General features: G+C 34.2%; 18 protein-coding genes. 5 read left to right on the plus strand and 13 right to left on the minus strand.

From position 1 onward, the window contains the following. The first annotated feature begins 567 nt into the window (after positions 1-567). From BUC23_RS12155 to BUC23_RS12175, 5 genes are all read left to right on the plus strand, one after another. Complete coding sequence (locus BUC23_RS12155; protein ID WP_139259863.1) at positions 568-1,764, plus strand: hypothetical protein; 1,197 nt, start codon at positions 568-570, stop codon at positions 1,762-1,764. 35 nt (positions 1,765-1,799) lie between these two features. Then, positions 1,800-4,721 carry a hypothetical protein gene (locus BUC23_RS12160; RefSeq protein ID WP_073209813.1) on the plus strand — a complete coding sequence of 974 codons (2,922 nt, stop codon included), beginning with the start codon at positions 1,800-1,802 and terminating at the stop codon, positions 4,719-4,721. Positions 4,722-4,896: 175 nt separating this feature from the next. Then, a complete protein-coding gene (locus BUC23_RS12165; protein WP_073209815.1) occupies positions 4,897-5,652 on the plus strand; it encodes a J domain-containing protein in 756 nt (251 codons plus the stop codon). 17 nt (positions 5,653-5,669) lie between these two features. Further along, the gene (locus BUC23_RS12170; RefSeq protein ID WP_167365585.1) at positions 5,670-7,499 is read left to right on the plus strand and encodes a DUF4365 domain-containing protein; all 1,830 of its coding nucleotides are present in this window, start codon (positions 5,670-5,672) and stop codon (positions 7,497-7,499) included. 10 nt (positions 7,500-7,509) lie between these two features. Further along, entirely contained in the window at positions 7,510-8,997 is a 1,488-nt protein-coding gene (locus BUC23_RS12175; RefSeq protein ID WP_073209819.1) for a caspase family protein, read from the plus strand. A gap of 267 nt (positions 8,998-9,264) precedes the next feature. On the opposite strand, the gene BUC23_RS12180 is transcribed toward BUC23_RS12175, so the two are convergent. The 13 genes from BUC23_RS12180 to BUC23_RS12235 all read right to left on the minus strand — a co-directional run bounded on the left by BUC23_RS12180 (position 9,265) and on the right by BUC23_RS12235 (position 18,526). After that, positions 9,265-9,465: a hypothetical protein gene (locus tag BUC23_RS12180; RefSeq protein WP_073209821.1), complete on the minus strand. Its 201-nt coding sequence runs from the start codon at positions 9,463-9,465 to the stop codon at positions 9,265-9,267. Then, positions 9,452-10,087 (minus strand): hypothetical protein, encoded by a 636-nt coding sequence (locus BUC23_RS12185; RefSeq protein WP_073209823.1) that lies wholly within the window; start codon positions 10,085-10,087, stop codon positions 9,452-9,454. The genes BUC23_RS12180 and BUC23_RS12185 overlap by 14 nt, the downstream gene beginning before the upstream one ends. A gap of 79 nt (positions 10,088-10,166) precedes the next feature. Continuing rightward, positions 10,167-10,328, minus strand: a complete 162-nt coding sequence (locus BUC23_RS17540) for a hypothetical protein (RefSeq protein WP_167365586.1) — start codon at positions 10,326-10,328, stop codon at positions 10,167-10,169. Then, positions 10,328-10,744, minus strand: a complete 417-nt coding sequence (locus BUC23_RS12190) for a hypothetical protein (RefSeq protein ID WP_073209825.1) — start codon at positions 10,742-10,744, stop codon at positions 10,328-10,330. The genes BUC23_RS17540 and BUC23_RS12190 overlap by 1 nt, the downstream gene beginning before the upstream one ends. Positions 10,745-10,926: 182 nt before the next feature. Continuing rightward, complete coding sequence (locus BUC23_RS12195; protein WP_073209826.1) at positions 10,927-11,811, minus strand: hypothetical protein; 885 nt, start codon at positions 11,809-11,811, stop codon at positions 10,927-10,929. Between the two features lie 58 nt (positions 11,812-11,869). Next, complete coding sequence (locus tag BUC23_RS12200; protein WP_073209828.1) at positions 11,870-12,184, minus strand: hypothetical protein; 315 nt, start codon at positions 12,182-12,184, stop codon at positions 11,870-11,872. Then, positions 12,174-12,854: a nucleotidyltransferase domain-containing protein gene (locus tag BUC23_RS12205; RefSeq protein ID WP_073209830.1), complete on the minus strand. Its 681-nt coding sequence runs from the start codon at positions 12,852-12,854 to the stop codon at positions 12,174-12,176. The genes BUC23_RS12200 and BUC23_RS12205 overlap by 11 nt, the downstream gene beginning before the upstream one ends. Beyond that, complete coding sequence (locus BUC23_RS12210; RefSeq protein ID WP_073209831.1) at positions 12,845-13,663, minus strand: pentapeptide repeat-containing protein; 819 nt, start codon at positions 13,661-13,663, stop codon at positions 12,845-12,847. The genes BUC23_RS12205 and BUC23_RS12210 overlap by 10 nt, the downstream gene beginning before the upstream one ends. Positions 13,664-14,413: 750 nt before the next feature. After that, on the minus strand, positions 14,414-15,340 hold the full coding sequence (locus BUC23_RS12215) for a HipA domain-containing protein (RefSeq protein WP_073209833.1): 927 nt from the start codon (positions 15,338-15,340) through the stop codon (positions 14,414-14,416). Further along, positions 15,333-15,647, minus strand: coding sequence for a HipA N-terminal domain-containing protein (locus BUC23_RS12220; protein WP_073209835.1), 315 nt, complete (start codon positions 15,645-15,647; stop codon positions 15,333-15,335). Before BUC23_RS12220 ends, BUC23_RS12215 begins: the two co-directional genes overlap by 8 nt. Positions 15,648-15,649: 2 nt before the next feature. Next, on the minus strand, positions 15,650-15,859 hold the full coding sequence (locus BUC23_RS12225) for a type II toxin-antitoxin system Y4mF family antitoxin (protein WP_073209837.1): 210 nt from the start codon (positions 15,857-15,859) through the stop codon (positions 15,650-15,652). A 775-nt stretch (positions 15,860-16,634) separates the two neighbouring features. Beyond that, positions 16,635-17,702: a PAS domain-containing sensor histidine kinase gene (locus tag BUC23_RS12230; RefSeq protein WP_073209839.1), complete on the minus strand. Its 1,068-nt coding sequence runs from the start codon at positions 17,700-17,702 to the stop codon at positions 16,635-16,637. After that, positions 17,699-18,526, minus strand: a complete 828-nt coding sequence (locus tag BUC23_RS12235; protein WP_073209841.1) for a PAS domain-containing protein — start codon at positions 18,524-18,526, stop codon at positions 17,699-17,701. Before BUC23_RS12235 ends, BUC23_RS12230 begins: the two co-directional genes overlap by 4 nt. Positions 18,527-18,666 lie beyond the last annotated feature (140 nt).

Below are 18,666 nucleotides of genomic sequence, written 5' to 3' on the forward strand. Positions count from 1 at the left end.
CTGTTAAAAATTACTGTAAACCTTGTTTATATTGTCAATACCAATTGACATATATTGAAATTGAAATATTTTAAAGCTATCAGGCAGATGTAGATATAACCATTCTATTGCTACAATACAGTAATAACAGTTCAATTAGCGCTTAAGCTAGGCAGTACAAGCTAACCAGGTGGCAGAGATCAATCAAATGTTAGACTTTTTAAATTCAAAATAATATAGGATTTATAGAATATGCTAGTTTTTTTCATTCCTCATAACTTTTTCCTGAGCATTATATGTACATAACCCTGAAAATACTATCAAAAAATAGAAAAATACTGTCCAAATTACTGAAAATAATATATTCAGTACCAAGCTAAAAGTTAGTAAATAAGTTTTAATACATATATATTATTGAAAATTCATACATCATTGAGTTTGAGTATTCATGATAATGTACTGTCGTAGAAAAAATAAACTGTCTATCTTTGTTTAAATGCACAAGAATTTTGCAAGGAAAACGGATAATCTCTTCGACTTTTCATCGAATCCCGCTTACAACTCGCATACTATACAAATCATATGCAAATGAAACATGAATCAAAAGGAGACGCAGGCGAAGAATATGTAAATGAACTTGCATACCAATCTTATCTTAAATATTGGTGCTATCCCAATCCTAAAGACATTGCCGATGACAATAAGGAAATCTGCGACCTGTTAATTTCCTTTCGCGACATACTCATCATAATTTCAGTCAAAAATCACAGCTTTGACGGGAACTATGAGCGGTATAAAAAACGTGTTATCGAAAAGTCAACAAGCCAACTAAACGGCGCTGAGCGTAAGCTTTTCAAATCCCAACGCGAGGTGTATATCAAACATCCTGACCGCGAGCCTGAACTTTTTGAACCGGGTCGGTACACAAAAAATTATAAGCTGACGATCAATGTAGGTGAACAATTTGAGTATTACGAATTTAGTGATCAGGAAGCCAACAAAGGATTCATCACCATCCTGAATAAGGAAACGTTTGAAGCTATTATTGAAGAACTGGATACCATAAAGGATTTTGTTGAGTACCTTGATGAGCGGGAACGCTTATTGAGTTCTGGAAAAAAAATTACGGTCAATTGTACTGAGAAAGACTTGCTTGCCGAATTCCTGATGAACAAACGTGAATTCAATGTGGACTACAAATCAGAACACATTAAGGAGACTGCGCTTAACCTTTCGGGGTCCTGGAATAATTATGAGAAAAGTTCCCAATTGGGACGGAAGAAGGAAGCCAATAAGATAAGCTATTTTATTGACCACATCGTCAAGACCGATGTTTTATCGTTGCCCGACGGCGAGACGTTGGCAAGGGAGCTTATGAATTCAGGGCGGACCGAAAGACGGCTTTTAGCGAAAACACTTATCGACCTTGTCAAAAAATATGAAAATGATCCAGATACCTTAGCAAGACGGTACACTGCCTACAATGGCATCGGGCATTTGTTGATTTATTATCCGCCAAATGTGCCAGAAAAAGAAGTCGACAGCATGATACAGCTTGCCATGGTGCTTTATGCTTACAAGACTGGTTATAAGGAAAAGGAAATCGTATGTATTGCCGCGACGAATGGCCTGAAACAGTACAAATTTGGGATGTTCCAAGCCTTTCCGCCGATTCCGGATGCTACGGCAAAAATCTATGACCGAATCATTTTGGATATTGGGTGGTTCAGGTCTATGGAGCCATTGTATTATATGGAAAAAGAATACCCGGATGCTGAGGACTAATTAGCAAGAAAATCACAATACTTAAATATTTTGACATGCCAGAACAAATTTTTTCAAAAGAAAGCCTCGGCCAACACTACAGTACTTTTCAAAGCCAGTATTTTCCGCAACTGAATGAAAAACGCGAGATTATATCTGAATGGATTGCTGAACTTCGTTCAGGGAAACTCAACAGCCTTAAGGAAGAAGAAGTAAAATCGAGATTTGTGACGGCCATTTTTGGCGAGGTGCTTGAGTTTAACTGCGGAAACTCGAGAAGTTGGTCCCTGAGGGAAGAAATGAAAACCAGGGTTGACTTGACAAAGCCAGATGCCGCATTAGGATACTTTTCAAAGGATAAACGACTTGATGATGTAAGGGCGATCATCGAAATAAAGGATGCCAATACGGAACTGGAAGATAAGCAGAAAAGGCCTGGTGGAAAAACGACAATAGACCAAGCTTTCGAGTATGCGTCTAAAATGGGCGGTAAATGCAAATGGGTCATTGTCTCTAATTTCAAGGAAATCAGGATTTATCCGTCGTTGGACCGATCAAGGTACCAACAATATAAGTTAGAGGATCTGGAAGACTTTGATACACTACGTGAATTCCTATTTTTCTTTCAACATAGCCGATTCATCGCATCAGGCCGAAAGTCAAAAACCGATAGGTATTACGAGTTTGTAACCGAAAAAATACCGAGCAGCTTGGAACAAGAACACATAGTCGATGCCGTTTACCATTCCTTAAAACGATTCGATGGTTTCGGTTTTGTGGACCCAAACTACTTGGCATCATTGTATCCGTTTAATATTTTGGACGAATATGTCTGGCATTATGATCACGGTACTTTATTTACAATTAATCCTGACCTATTCTATATGATGGCTGGAATAGACATCGTGGACGGTGAGGTAATTGTTAAAGCAGCATATTCTAAACTATTGGAATCTTCGGTAGACAACTATCAGGACAAAATTACCTGGATTTTTAAGTTCTTAAATAATTCCAATATTTCTCAAATCGATGCCATCAAGGATTATCAGGCTGTAAAGAAGGCACGGTCGTCAACCATCGGATTCAGCTTCACCCATTCTTTTTACTTTGAAGAGAACGAGGAAGGGATTTCTAAAAGCATTGCACTCAAGACTCCTGATTCGTGCGACTGCATCAGCTGCAATTTCAGGAACTTTAATTTCAGAAGGGCTTTTGAAAAACTCAAAACCGCCAGAGGAGATCAGTATTCTTATGACAATGAAATCGCCTACGGCAATTATTTGGCAGCCAATTATAAAGAGGCTTTCAACGTATATAAGTATCTCGACCGCTATAAATATAAAGAAGACAAAGGGATAGCCTATTTCCTGACCAAACTCAATTTAAAGTCACTGCACAACCTCATCAGAAATCATTACCATCTTAGCGACAGAGATACCGTTATAAAAGCAATAAAATCGATTGATATTGATGCTATTATACATGACGAGCTTGATTTCGAAATTGACAATGATGTGCGCCAGTACCTGATCCAGGTCAAGGAAGACCGACTGATTGGCCGGATCAAGAACAAAATCAAAACCTCTAACAAATCAATCGAAAAACTGAGACGACTGTATGATAACCATGGGCAGCAAACAGGGGGATTAAACCTTGCCCAGGAAATCGCCGAGCATTATTTTGAACTATATCTTCACGATAACCGAAATTTCATCATTCATGACGTCTTTTCTGACTACCAGGAAATGGTTAAGGAAGTGTTTGAGGGGCTGGTTAATAATTTCCGGACGGCCAAAGTAGGATTGCCGTCATTTAATGCCTTTTTTATCAAGGAAGCTATAATCCATATACCTTCAGAAGATTTGAAACTTGTATTGGGTGATAGCAGAACATTAAAAATAGACGAAAAAGGGCTTTCCGAGCTGATACTCGGGCTTGAGACCTATCTTAAATCGTTCTATACGCAGGGCGCCATGGCTTTTGACCCGCATCCGTGTGACCTCATGACTGAGTTCCTGCTGAATGATAACCTGAAACAAAAGCTTCGGCGCATATTTACCAATTTTTTCGTAATTTTAAACGGGTCAGAATTGCCGGACGACATTTTATCTTCAGTTGAAAAGCCGCTATTAAATTTCATCCGAACGGAAAATTTTCTGTATTGGTTTAATATAGAGGCCCTGGCCAATTTCATTAAAAAGAAAGGAAACCTCTTTTCGTCCAAAATCCTGCAGGAAGTATTAGAAGTTGTAATCGCGCGGGACAAACCTAATAATAATAAGTATGAGAGACTCGTAGAAAGTTTATGCCGTGCCTTACACCAATTTTATCCAGAACTGAAAATCGATAATTTGGGACTGGTTTCTAAATCCATTGCCAATTGCCATTCGATGTCTAATGGGTTCATAAATTTCAAATATTATATCTTTCTTCTCAATGTACTCGACGAACCAGGCAGGCAACAACTAATAAGAGCTATTGACCAATCTTTGGAAAAAGAGCTCAATATTGTAGTTTATGAAGACCTGCTCCGGCACAGAATATACGAATACCGATATAAGGACTATTTCAACCATTATACAACATCAATTTCAAAATATTCGGGCGGTGGTGTCACTTTTTTAAATGATGAGGTGGAATATTCCAATGTCACATTATTGAATGCTGCGTTAATGTGCCACAATCTTGACATTACACTTACCAGTGAACAGAAGGAGTTGTTTACCGGACTCACTGAATTTGATATATGGTTACTGGAGCCTGCAGTTTTTAACTATGACGCTTTTGAACCGGTGTGGGTAAAGGCTGTGATGCACCATACCAACTTCATGAAAAAACTGGCTTTCATTGAGCCTATAAGGCTTGCTTTAGAGCATAAATTAAGGGAAGATTTTGTTCAAGAATATTCTGATGCCTATACTAAGTATTTTGTTGGACATAAAACTGTATCGGAGGAATCACCCATCACCAATAAATAAAAATACTCACTTCTTGAATCAGTTTTTATAACCACCAGAACGACATTTCAACAACGCCGTAAATACTTATTAGTCAGGTAAAAACAATTAGATACTTAAAAAACTGCTATAATGGCAGATCAACTAGGCAATATTTTACTGGAACGATTTTAGCATAATTTTAAGAAAAACAACCATGACAACCAAACCAATTCTAGTAAAATTAGAAACTTTTCCGGCGTTTACTTCATTAAAAAAAGCATGTGTAGTACAGGCTACAATCGGCAGTAAGACAGAATTTAATCCTACGCTACATAGCAGCCTGAGGACTTATTTGAAATGGCCTTTTTCACTTGGGTCCATTGATATTGGGCAATTGGATTATACCGATCCTTTCCTACAAAAACTGATTGGCGAGCAGATGGAACTTATTGGGCTTATTGCTTCCGATACTCTGTTACCCGGGTATTACCTCTTCAAAAAAGGAACGCTTGCGGCGTATCATCCCGGGACTTTTGATGTGTCCAGGCTGGACGCTGACATGGTGAGCACAACAATGAAAATAGCTGCCGGCGTGAGCGTTCTTACGGCATTATTACTAAAAAATGTCTCGTCAGGAATTCAAATGTTTCTCGGACTTAGCGAAGTGCCTACTGGAATGAACATTTTCAAGTTTTTCAAGGAGGTGCTTGAAGCGAAAAGCGATGTGGATGTCATAAAAAAACAACAATCTATTTTCAAAAGCGAGATTGATAACGCGTATGCGTTATTAGGAATTTCAAGATTTGCCACTGATAATGAAGTCAAGGCGGCCTATAAGAAAAAATTAAAGGAATGTCATCCTGACTTAAATCCGGAAAAAAAGGAAACCAGCACAAAACTGACGGTTAAAGTAGTTGAGGCTTATGAATTGATTAAGGCGGACCTAAAAGCTGCTGAAGTTGAAGTTTAGTTTTTTAAATGGAGCATATGAAACGATACAACTTCGATAATACAAATCTCCCGAAGGTAAATCCTAACGAAGACCTTGAAACTATTTCTAATAATTTTTTCAGACCCCTGTTCGCAATTGAAAAATTTGAAATACGGTCGGAAACTGCAAGGGACAAAGGAATTGATTTTCATATTGAACTTAAAAAAGAACAACCTGATGGTGCTGCGGTATATACCAATTTCAGGTTCGCAGTTCAGTTAAAAGCAACTGAATCAATTGAAGCGAATACTAACGGAAGCTTCAGCATACAAATCTATTCGTCAAATATCAATTATCTGCTTAATAATGGCATGCCCGCCTTTTATGTCTTTTATCATGCTCCGACCAAGTCGTTTTATTACGAGAATGTCAACAGCTTTTTCGCAGAATTGCAGAAGAAGGATGTTGAATGGAACAAACAGGAAAAGCACTCACTAAGATTCAGCAAGTTGCTTGACGCTGCCGCAATAGCAGCCATTTACAATGAAACATTTGATAACGGGATTTTATTGCGGCAACTTAACCAGTTCCTGAAATTTCCTGTCGCCGAAGATAAAGCCGACGGTGTAATTATTGATTCCAATAATGAGGTTTACAGCGTTGCCGAGAACATTGCCTACATTGATCAATTCGGACCTGACCTCATCAACGGGCACCATTTTAATTTTATCATTGAAATTGAACAGCGGTCGCATCCGAGGGCCGAAGTACCGCCGCGATTTAACCTTATCTGCGGGATTGCATATTTCCAAAGAGGAAATCTGTATAAGGCAATGGAACTGTTGAAACTAGCGCAGCAAAAGCTAGAAAGTTTCGAGCCCGAGATCCAAGCGATGCTGAACTACACATTGCTTAACGCCAAGTTCCTATTAGGAATTATAAATAAACAAGACTTCGACGACGAAATATCAAGAATTAACGAGAACCAAAACTCGGGATCGTTCTTTGCCATTGAAAGAGCCTATAAAGATCTTTCAAGCAACAGGGTCAAACCGGAAATTGGCATCAAAAATTTCTACAAAGCAATACGCAGCATTGTTAAAAAGGACGGGCAAAATGCACATATGCGAATTACCGCTTACGCTAAAATATTGGATGCCGAAGTGCCTTTACTTTTTCATGACCTTGAACTGAACTTCACTTATATTATTAGATATACTAAACAGCCACAGGAAAGTAAGGCATACCGTGAATTCCTGGATATAGAAAAAGCCTACTTGAAGCGAATGGATTTGCTTACTGATTTTGCCCTGAAAAACAAATATTTTCTAGGAGTGAGCAACCTGGCATCAGCCAAAATTGAATGGAACTACAAAAAGATTTTCCATAAGCACCTTCTTAGCCATTGGAACGATAGATCTTTTGATCTTAGTACTCCGCTGTATAAAGAAGATTTGGACAGCCTTACGGAAGGCTGCGAAAAACTGGATAAAATTCTTTATACTTATGAAATGCTCGAACACCATGAGAATATGGTTTCTTGTCTTAATACCAAATATGAAATCCAGCATTTTATAGGGAAAAATGATGAAGCGATACTTGTCAGGAACAAAATTGCCAATATAATAGAATCGAACGACTTTGTCGGGCTGAAGACGCGTCAAAACGAATTAATAAATGGACGTACTGCACATGAAAGGTTCATTGAAGCTTACACCTTAAAAATAAACGAAATTCAGGATCTCATAGCAAAAATTGGTATTGAAGTTCCCAAAGATATTCCAGACGACATTTATGAAAGAGAGGAAAGAAATCCTGACTGGACCATTACCACTTTTTTTGAGTTTAATTTCCCCGACTACAGTTTAATTAATTCCAAAACCTAAAAAAAAATATATGAACATTGAAAGAAGATTTGCAATAGTTATTGGCATCAACGACTACGACGAAAAGCCTTTAGATTGTTGCGTGAATGACGCTAAAGCCATTGCAGGTATCTTAGAGAGCAGATGCAAATTTAAGAGTAACGACATTCATTTAATTACTAGTGAAACTTCTAAACCTATAAAAGACATTACTGGGCATTTTGATCAGGCAATTAAAGCTATCCAAAGTGAAATTACTTTACAAACCGATTCGATATTTTTCTTTTTCGCAGGACACGGTAAATACCAATTTGATAATTCAGGCTTGAAGTTTCAGGATAGTTATATGCAAATCGCTGATATTTTTAAGACCATTAATGAAATGCAACCAAAATACCAGTGCTACGTTATAGATGCTTGCGAATCCGGAGGAAAGGTGCTTACAAGAGGTGAAGAAAGTGAAAATGATTTTGTTAAAAAATTTATAGCCCAAAGCACGGGAACTTTATTTATGTATGCCGCTTCCGAAAATGAAACGGCTAAAGAATACTCTGCTTTAGGTCATGGACTGTTTACTAATTATTTTTTGGAAGCTATCAATAATGATAGATTGTATGACGAGGGTATTTTGACACCAAACCGCATTCAGGATCATATTGCCAAGAGAACTTTGAAAGAAAGTAATTTTAGGCAAACCCCGGTTATTGAAAACAGGACCATTGGTTATTATCCATTTGCTTTCAACAGTGATTACTCTGAAGCGTCAACTTTAGTTCCTGATGCTGTCACACCAAATACCAGTGAATCTAGAAATTCAGAACCTAAAAAGGATGATACTATTACAAAACAATATTTTCCAGAAGTCCCTCGGGAAATTAGAGTAAAAATGTTTGATTCAATAAAACCAAGATTTGAAGATGCAATATTACAATGGCTTTCGTCTTTCAATTCTGAAGGTTATGAAATAACTGAATCGGATGATTTTGGGATTTTTCCGTCAGAAGCCGAAGATAAATTAAAAGATAGCATAGTAAACAAAAGTGTAAGCGAAAAAGTAGTTTCGATAGAAGGCATTTTTTCTTCCGAGCGTGAAATAGTAAAGCCCGATCCGATATTGGCTCTCGGTAGTATTGTAGAGGCAATGTTAAGAAAAAATGAACCGGAATATCGTTATTTTAATTACATTAACTGGAGTTCAAATAGTCTCTTATGCAAATCAGTTTTCTTTCGATCTGATGACATCAGAAAGGTATCGTTTGGATTCAGTTTTATGGTGTATCAGGCCGTTTATGGAATTGGACTTGCAGAGCTATCCTTTTATCTTGATTATAATGGATTCATCAATGATAAGCTGAAAGGGCCATTTACTTCAATTAAACCCTACAAGGTCAATGCACATACTGTAGATAATATTGGGGAAAGAATTTTACAGGGGCTGAAATTTCTTGAGGGGCAATCGATTGACTGGAACAAGAAAAGAGTCAAATCGATTGAAGATTTTGATGCAAAATCTAAGTAATGTCTTCTTAAGATAGTTTATACACTCTAATTCTGTTTAATAATTTTGAATATAGCTATTTAAACAAGCATTTTTAAAATTATGGAAATCTTTTATCTTTTCCAGAAGTACAGAATGTTTTTGTAATTCAATTTCAGCGTAGTCCCACGCCTGATTTTCTCTTTCAATTTTTTGTTCTCTTGTAAATGTTGGAACGGTAGATTTACCTGATAAATGATGACCGAATTCATTTAGTATCGTCCAAATTATATCTAATGGATTTTTGTATTACTTTTGCAAGGAAATCCTAATCCGGCATCCATCTTTTTCGAAAATATGTTGCGATGAATGTTCATCAGTTCCGGCAGAAATAATACAACCAGCCACTTCAATTTCATTGAAAATAATTTCTAACTCATTTCTATATAGCTCAAGATTTTCCTCAATGCAAAATTCTCGTAGCTTTTGTTCTTTTTTACTTAGAATCATTTTTAGGATTATTTTCCACCGTTAGTAATTTGCGCAGTGAAGACTTTGGCATCTTGACATTGTTTTTTTTGAAATAAGCTACAATTTCGTTGTCATTCAGCTGATGGACTCTGTCAAGACCATTACTTATTAATTGTAAGTACCGGCCCATAGGATTATTTGGAGGTAAATTTTCCTTATTTGTAAATGTCAATACAGGATAACCCTTATAATTATCTTCCAATTGAATTATTCGGTTATAAAAGTTATAATCGAAATCCTGAAATTTAAAATTATTAATAACTTCAAAATCTATATTGGTTGTTTTCCGGCCATTTTCAGACGCAAATAAATGCCTAAATTGTATTTCGCTTATGAGGTACAACCTTGCATAAGTCAAACTCCTCCCGTCTTTCTTTGTTGATATGAATCCAACACCGTGATTATTCCATGTAGTTGACTCTTTTGCAAAATAGAGCTTTCGATGGATTATGTAAGGCTCTGTTTCCCTGGGCCCTTCAAAATCATTATCGCAACGGCGATAGGGTTTTATTACGCCATTAACCTCCAATTCTCCACCTTGAAGATATATTAGAAATCGCTGTAAATCCATATTCGAGCCATAGCAAGCATACCAAATCATATTATTTCATATTTAAATTTCATTTTGCAATTGTTATACAGAATAACTACTCGAACATCCCAAAAACGTTAAGAGAAGATTATTTTTTCTTGTTTCTTCCTACTATTGATTTAATAAATTCATCTTTAGTTCTTGGCGGAATATACTCATCTAAATACTGGTTAATTTCAACTACTAAATCTTTGTATTCTAAAACCAAGTCCTTAGCATTTTTCTTCTTGATTTCGCCTCTTGAATTCATTATATATCCAATTGACTCGTTACACTTTCTAAAAGCCACACGAGGTTCCCGTTGTTGTTTTTCACATTTACCTTTGCAGATTTTGTCAACGGCAAATGGGCAAATGCATTCCGTGTATTCACTAAGGTTTGGATTTTACTAATAAACTTGTTATCGAAAGTGTCAATATTTCGGAGGATTTTCATTTTAGCACCAGTGCTCACAATAGATGAATTAAGAACAATAGTCCTAAATTCCAACTCCTTTTCGGGTGCGAAATACCTTGTAATAATTGTATTAATTTTTTCTTCGATTTCGTTAAGCTCGTAGATTATCCATCCCCGAATTTCTTCAATATTATATTCTAAAATATCCGTTTTGTCGGTGCTTTTGATGTCTGTATCCTGTGGGCCAATAGTAACGCCCTTTTTAATCATATTGAATTTTAGTTATCTTAAACCTTATGTACTTTTTATTTGCCACTTATAACAGCGGTTAGAAATTAGCAGTATCTGGGAATAAACCTTTGAAACGCCAATTTATCTGAAGTCAACTTAAATGTAGGTCTCTTTTATTTTTCTGTACTTGTCAAAATACTAGTCGATTTTGAACCCACATATTACTTGAATTCTAATGTTGCGATAACATCAAAAGGGATTTGATGAGATGTGAAATATTCTAACGTCCCATTTTCATTGTTTCTAATATCTGTAAATAGGCAAACTTTACAATCATCAGCCTTTAGATGGCCAGCCTTTAACTCTATAAATTCCACAGCCTTTAAAAGATCAGTTGTGTAGAGTTGATTGATAGCGTTCCAGAATTTCATTAACGCTGTATGCAATTCATCTAAAATTGGAAATATTGAGATTTTTGATTTTTCTATTAAGTCTTTTTTTACAGGCCCCCATTCTTTATATTCAGATAATAATTTTTGACAATCAAATTCAATTTTACCTTTGCCAATGAAGGTTTCGTCTGCCTGTTTTGTTGCTGAAATTTCAATTTCATCAATTGGCAATCCACAATGCTGCGAATAATTTCTTAGCTTGCATAAAAAACGGTATGAGAAAAACTCATCAAATAAACCGTTCGTTATTTTTTTAAACATGTCAGCCTGATCAGATGTTTTTCCAAATTTTCGTTTTATTGTTGTTTCACTATGATCGATGAAAGTTCTAAATGAGCTTAAATAGTTTAAAAATAGCCTATTGAAATTTAAATGCTGTTTATAGTACTCCTCTTTGTCTCCCGTCATTGATAAGGAATTATTTAGCATGTACTTAATTGCAATCGTAACAGTTTCTGTAAATTCATTACTATTGTAAATAACAATTTCAAATAACCTTTTTCTATTCTCGAAATGATTGACTTCCCAAATAGAGGAAAGAAGCATTTCGTAATTACTTTCGGAAACGTTGTCCATTAATTTGGTAAAATATCCTTTATCAGACTGTGATATAATTCCTAATCTTATTTCTGTAGGATTTGATTGATCTAGCATAGAGCGTTAAGAATTCAAATGATTAATCATATAATTTAAACGAAACAAATACTTAAACTTACGTGTTTAGTATTCTTTTAAGTTCGTGAATTAAAGAGTTCATATCTGTTGAACTTATATTTTTGCCAATATCAAAAGTATTTTTACTATTGTCACAGAAAATTTGCAGACTTTTGGAAATCAGTTCAAGTTTATTTACTATTTCATCCTTATTGATTATCGCAGAATTTTTCGTCCAATAAGATATAGCATCATTCGAGAGCCCATAAAGCGGTTCAGATTGCGATACATCATAATTGTTAATAATAGATAGGATTTTGCGTTCAAATAAAATCCTCTTAGCGAATCGTTTGCGTGTATTTTCAATTTTCATAAATTATTTTTTTAACTGCTGCCAGTTGTTCCAATGCCCAAGTTTCCGCCTCTTTAAATAATAGATTAAATGTCTCAATATTTAGATCTGGTTTTACGGTGGCCCTAGTGCTAGTATATCTTGCGTGAAGCAAAAGGTCATAATTTTTAGCACTCATTAATAAATTCAATTTATAAGGAACATGAGTTTCAAATAAGTATTGATTGCAGATTACAGGCAATGCTGATATGGCAATATTTCGTATGCACACGTATAGTAATCCAGCTTCGTAAATTAAGTTTCTAGGACATGCATTTACGGATTTTTGAATTGGCTTGAGTATCTCCAATAAAGAACTAATATCTTGCTCCGCAAATTTATAGTCCATTGGTTTACCTAACTGTTCTATAAAATCGTTTTGTGAGGTAGGTACAGACTCCTTATATAAATGCCAAGCAAATAGGTGACCCATTTCAAACAGTGTTTTTATTCTGCTTTCACTATACCAAGAAATTGAAATTTCGTTTTCAAATAGTATTTTTATTTCTCTCTCCAGTTCTGATGTAATGATCTGGCTTTTCTTTAAAACTACAAGTACATCATAATCACTGTAAGAAGTATTATCACCTCTTGCATTAGAACCAAAAACTCTAATTGAATTTACATTTTCAATATTGTGTTTTATCTCCATGAATATTTATTAAACATTATTCGGATGTACAATCCTAATGACAGATATCTTGCTAATATTATTATCGCAATTGAGATATTATCCGAGATTATGTGTTGTGGTATTGCTAAAAAAACTTTTGCAGCTGCTTTATAATTCTTATAAATACTACTCAAAAAAGTAATGAAACTGCTATTTGTTGAAAAACTGAGTAAAAATGAAATAATCAAAAGCAGAAGAAAAAGATTTACAACAATTTTCCAAGGGGTTTCCCCATGTCCCCAAATCAATTCATCAAGAATTAATTTGTAGTAATTAAACCTGCTCCTAAACCAATTTTCAAATCCGGCATATTTGTTTGAATAGTACGTTTCCTTCTTCGCTATGGCTCGCCTCCAATGTTCTTTATTTGCATCAATTTCTTCGAGTAAAAATCTTTTCGAGGCTTTTACATCACCTAATGAATTTGCATTTACTTTGTGATTTTGCAAAAGTAGAACCTTGGCGTTTGGCCATTCAGGAAGATTTTTTAAGACCTCTTTTAAGTTCACAATCGTGTACTTAAATAAGCTATAATGAAATTTACAATTCTCAAACTCAGCTTCTCTTAAATTGCTATCAAAAAACTTAGCACCAGTAAAATTACAATTTATAAATTTTACGTTTTTAAAATACACACGTTGAAAAACACAGTAGGAGAAGTCACAATTAGTTAAAGTTTTACCATTAGAGCTAAAGTCAATAAATTGCTGATGTTGAAAATTTGCAGTTGTGATATTATCAGTAAAAGCTGCATTTTTATTTTCTATAACTTTATATTGTGCAATCATGCGAAAAAGATTAGGCACCTAATATATAATAATAGTTTTTGAAATCTTACTTTTTGGCTCTAAATAATTCAAGTTTAGTTAAATCTAACTAACGTAGTTTCTTCTTTGAAACGAAAATCTGCATTGAATAGTTATTGAATTAAATACATATTCCTTACCTTTGTATAGTTAAAAAAAAGACTTTGAAAGTCTAGTGACCCTATTGGTGACCCTGTTTTTAAAAAATGTATTGAAAGCCCAGCATTTAGTGGGACTATTATAAAGCTTTTGGAGCCTCTTTCTCTGTTCCATAAAAAGCTTCATTTGTAATCGCGCATTTGAGGATCAAAGGGCATCTTACTATCAATATTATAATTGAGCAAATTAAAAATTACTATAATAAATTTTTATAACTTTGCTTCAACCACTGGATTAATGTGTTCTTACAAAAATTACTACAAATTGACAAAATACGGTAATTCAATTGAAAAATAGGTAAAAGTTTATTTGTTGTTATTTCGTGATATTTTGTTCAGATTTGTACCGTATTTGTACCTCGAGATCTGTAAACCCCAGTAAAACCAGGGCTGCTAATTTCTGCATCGGAAAATAAAATATCTTAATTTTCAAAAACCTGCATCTCCCTTAACTGACAAAAGCATACATAAACTCAAATCTATATTATATCCTAAAGCATATAATTTACACTCTTTTTATATTCACAAATAAATAGAGCTTTGAACAGCCTAGTCATATTATAGTTTTACTAAACTACTTAAACATGGCTAGCCTACTTTCCAATAAATTCAAATACTTTACTTTCATTTCCGTTGACAGAAAAGAGATTTCAATTAGTTCTTTCCATTTTGGAAATACTTGTTGCATTTTTTCTAAGATTACCGACACTGTTTTATCATTGAGTTGTAATCTTTCCTTAGCATAATAGTCAATAAAATCAGCGGCGCTTAAATTGCTTTTTTTTCCTTTTAATGTCAGTGCTATTTCTTCTTCAGCATTTTTAATTGCTATAGTAGAATTTAAGAAATCATAAACAGGAGTGAGCGTTGTTTTACCATTTTTAGTAATTAAAGAAAAGTTTTTCAAATGCATATCCTCATTACCGGTAAAATAACAAAAAAGAATTCTTTTGAAAAAATCAGCTTTTTCAATAGCAGGAAACGAACAGTACTCGTCAAGTACAGGAATCAATTTTTCCATCGTAAAACGATATTTTGTGTCTCTTGCATTCCCTGTTAATTGAGCAAAATCTTCTGTTGCGAACTTACTTCCTTTACCGTAACGGTCAAAACGTTTAATGAAATAAGACAAACTACCATCTTTACCATATAGCATCCCGTGAAATGGTACTTCTAAACCAAATACTTTAGCCATTCGCATAGTTACATCTTCATTTTCTGGTAATTGTGGAAATAAATCGTTTTGTGGCTTTATGATGTAGGTTCCAAATTGGTCTACAATTTTAAATTCTTGATCCACTATTGAAATAGCAGCGCTAAGCTTTGGTTGCACACCCTGAATGGATAGCTTTTTAGCTCTATTTGCGGCTTCCTGACGAAGTTCAACAGCTGTATAGGGTAAATCATTTAAATAAGTCAGCTTAGGAGCTATCATTCGAAGTCCTTTTTCACTGTACTTATCCATACCACACAATTCATACGTAATAGGACATCTATTCATCTTCCATCAATTTAACCGTTACTGCTCCTACTAAATCATTTCCCGTTGCTATCAGTTGAGAGAAATAATCTTTTTTGTCAATTTTAACAATACGTAGTAATCCCTCTAACATTACACCTTCAGGCAATAGCCCTTCAAAAAACGGTGGAAAGAATGTATAGCTATATTTTTTCTGAGTTGTAGGCATAGTCAATGAAACCGCTTCGCCGTTATAATTTTCATCATACTCAAAATAATAGTCATTTGCAGCAATTTCCGTTAAAATTCCAGCTCTTTTTCCGTGTGCAAATACAATTGCTCTTCTCATAATTATTTATTTAAAGGACTTTTGAATTCCACTTTAATATTTAGCACTCGGAGTACTGCAAAAAGATTGTTCAAACGAACTGTTTTTTTTTTTTTTTCAATATCAAAAACAGTGGTCTTGCCTACTCCTGCCAAGTCCGCTAGTTCAAGTTGTGTAAGTCCTGCTTTTTTTCGATGGTCTTTAATTAAAGCACCTAAATCAAAATCATCCATTATATACTGTTTTAGCGGTAAAAATATACAATTTAACAACACGAACGGCTTAAATTATTGAAAACTTTACTTTTTTACTGTTATAACAGTAAAATAATTAATAGAATGTAACATAGCATATGTTAAAAGTGATAAAAGGACTGTTTACTGTTAAGGCGGTAAAATTAATTAAAATATAAATGATAAATTTGTATCTGTGCTAGACTTCAATGAAAAGCAAATTATCTTTGTATATAACAAAATTGAAGAAAAGTTGTCAAAAGCTAAGCGACTCATTCCAATATTTTTTCAATCATATAAAGAACGCTTTTTATCATAAAAATAACGTTTAGGACGCAACAGTTTTTAAATGAATTAAAAATATAAATAGTTTTAACGAACACTAAAGATAGTTACTTAATCAAAATTCGTACTTCTTTTGTACACCTCTACCCTTCTAAACCCTAATAAATAAAGAGAAATTAGATATTGCATCGGCAAATAAACATACAAATTCCAACAAATAACTGCAAACTAAAACACAACAAAACCCTTGTAAATCAAGGGCTTTGTCTTTTTAATATGTTTATTTTTTGCACAAACTTTTTAATTTTTTTGTGTTTTTTGTACCGGAAAATAATCACTTTCCGATTGGAGCTTGCAATTCATTTAAATTCCTCATGTAAAATTGCCTATAAAATATAAACCCGAAACTAGCTTCCTTTGGTTGCTGTTCCGGGATTTCTATTATAGGTCGCTCCTTTGCTTTTGTGGTGGTTAAATTTATAAATACTTATTAATTTTTATCTAGTGGCAGAGTAACTATAAATGTACTTCCTACTCCTTCTTGACTAATCACGCTGGTTTTACCGTTATGTTTATCAAGATATTCTTTAACCAGTAGCAATCCCAAACCGGAACTTTCTTCATTATCCGTTCCTTTTCTATTTATCTTCTCTGACAGTGAGAACAAGTTTTGTATTATTTTTTCACTCATTCCGATACCATTGTCTTTTATGGAAATCTCGATGTTGTTTTCTGTCCCAACTCGCGATAAAATTTCAATACTTCCGCCAAAGGGAGTAAATTTAAATGCATTAGAAATCAAATTTCGGAAAACAGCATTAAGCATATGTTTATCACCTGAGATTGTGGTTTCAAACAAAATATTTTTGCTAACCTTAATTGCCTTTCCTTTGAATGATTCTTCCATTGTATTTAGAATAAACGAAATTTCATCATTAAGATTAATAGCTGCTGGATTGAATTTTATTAAGCCGTTTTGCATTTGAGACCATTCCAACAAGTTCTCCAATAATGAAAAGAGCGAATAGGCCGATTTATTCATTTTAGAGGCAAAAATTTCTATTTCTTCAGATTTCATGGATGACAAATCGTTCATTAACAAATCAGTCAATCCAAGAAAACCAATAAAGGGAGTGCGTAAATCATGCGATATAATGGAAAAGAACTTATCTTTTTCGGCATTGATTAATTTCAGGTTTTTTTCACTTTCTTTTAATGCCTGTTGTGCAGCGATAACATCAGTGATATCTCTGGTGTAACTCAAAACAGAAATAACATTTCCTTCCTTGTCAAATTCAGGAATCAAACTCCAATCCGTATGTGTTTCACCATCATTAATTGTAACTACTTCTTTTTGTTGTTTTCCGGTAATATAAACTTCTTCAATCTTTGCATCCCAATAGTTATAATCTGCTTCAGGAAATCCAAGTTCCTCGTGAGTTTTGCCAATAAAAACTTCTGGTTGCATTCCAAAGTAAAGCATTGTTGCCGGATTAGCATACAAATGCCTATATTCCCTATCAAAGCGCATGATAAGATCATTAGAACTTTCGGTCAATATGTGCGGTATTTATTTTCGCTTTCTAAAAGCGCTTTTTCAGCTTCAACTCGTTTAGATATGTTATTTATGATTACACTTCGCGCTTTTTTTCCTTCATAAATTAAAGATTTTGCTGATAACTCCGCAAAAATAATCTCTCCACTTTTTGTAATATGTCTCCAAAGTTCATGGTCAGCATTATACTCCGAAATGGCTTTTATTGCACTACTCATCAATGCAGGCATATCTTCCTCAGGAGTAATATCTTTCAATGTCAGCGAAAGAAACTCTTCCTTAGTATATCCATATTGATCAATTGTTGTTTGATTTACTTCAAGAAAGGCAAGGGTTTCCAAATCAAAAATCCACATAGGATTTGGGTTAGAATAAAATATTTCTTTATAAATTTCTTTACCTGAAAGCAATTCTGTTTCTAATTGCTTTTCGATTGTTACATCCCTTGAAACAGCATATATTCTATTGTTTTTTTCGCTTACTTTACCTTTCCACTCTAACCATTTATAGCTACCATCACTGGCACGATACCGACGAATGAAATTAATCACTTCCTGACCTTTGACCATATTGACAAATTCAAGAGACGTTTTCTCAATATCATCAGGATGTAGAAATTTCTCAAAAGGTTTTCCGACTAAATCTTCTTTAGAATAACCCAAAGTCGATTTCCAGGCAGCATTTACTTCGATAAAAAAACCATCATTTGATATAATAGAAAAAAGATCTGCACTAGTATTAAAAAAAATACTGTGCATAACATCATCATCCTGCGGTGCTAAATTATTATTTTTATTTTCGTTAGACATTTGTGGAAGAGTCTCCATAGAGACTAAATTATTAATATTGAGCTATAAATTAAGTGCAAAAATAATTAAATTAATTAAAAAAATAAAATCTGTTTACCATAATCATTTTAAAAACTTCTCGTCTAAACTGAGTCACTTGAGTACGAAAAAAATCCATT

The sequence above is a fragment of the Flavobacterium xinjiangense genome (genome assembly GCF_900142885.1).
GTDB lineage: Bacteria > Bacteroidota > Bacteroidia > Flavobacteriales > Flavobacteriaceae > Flavobacterium > Flavobacterium xinjiangense.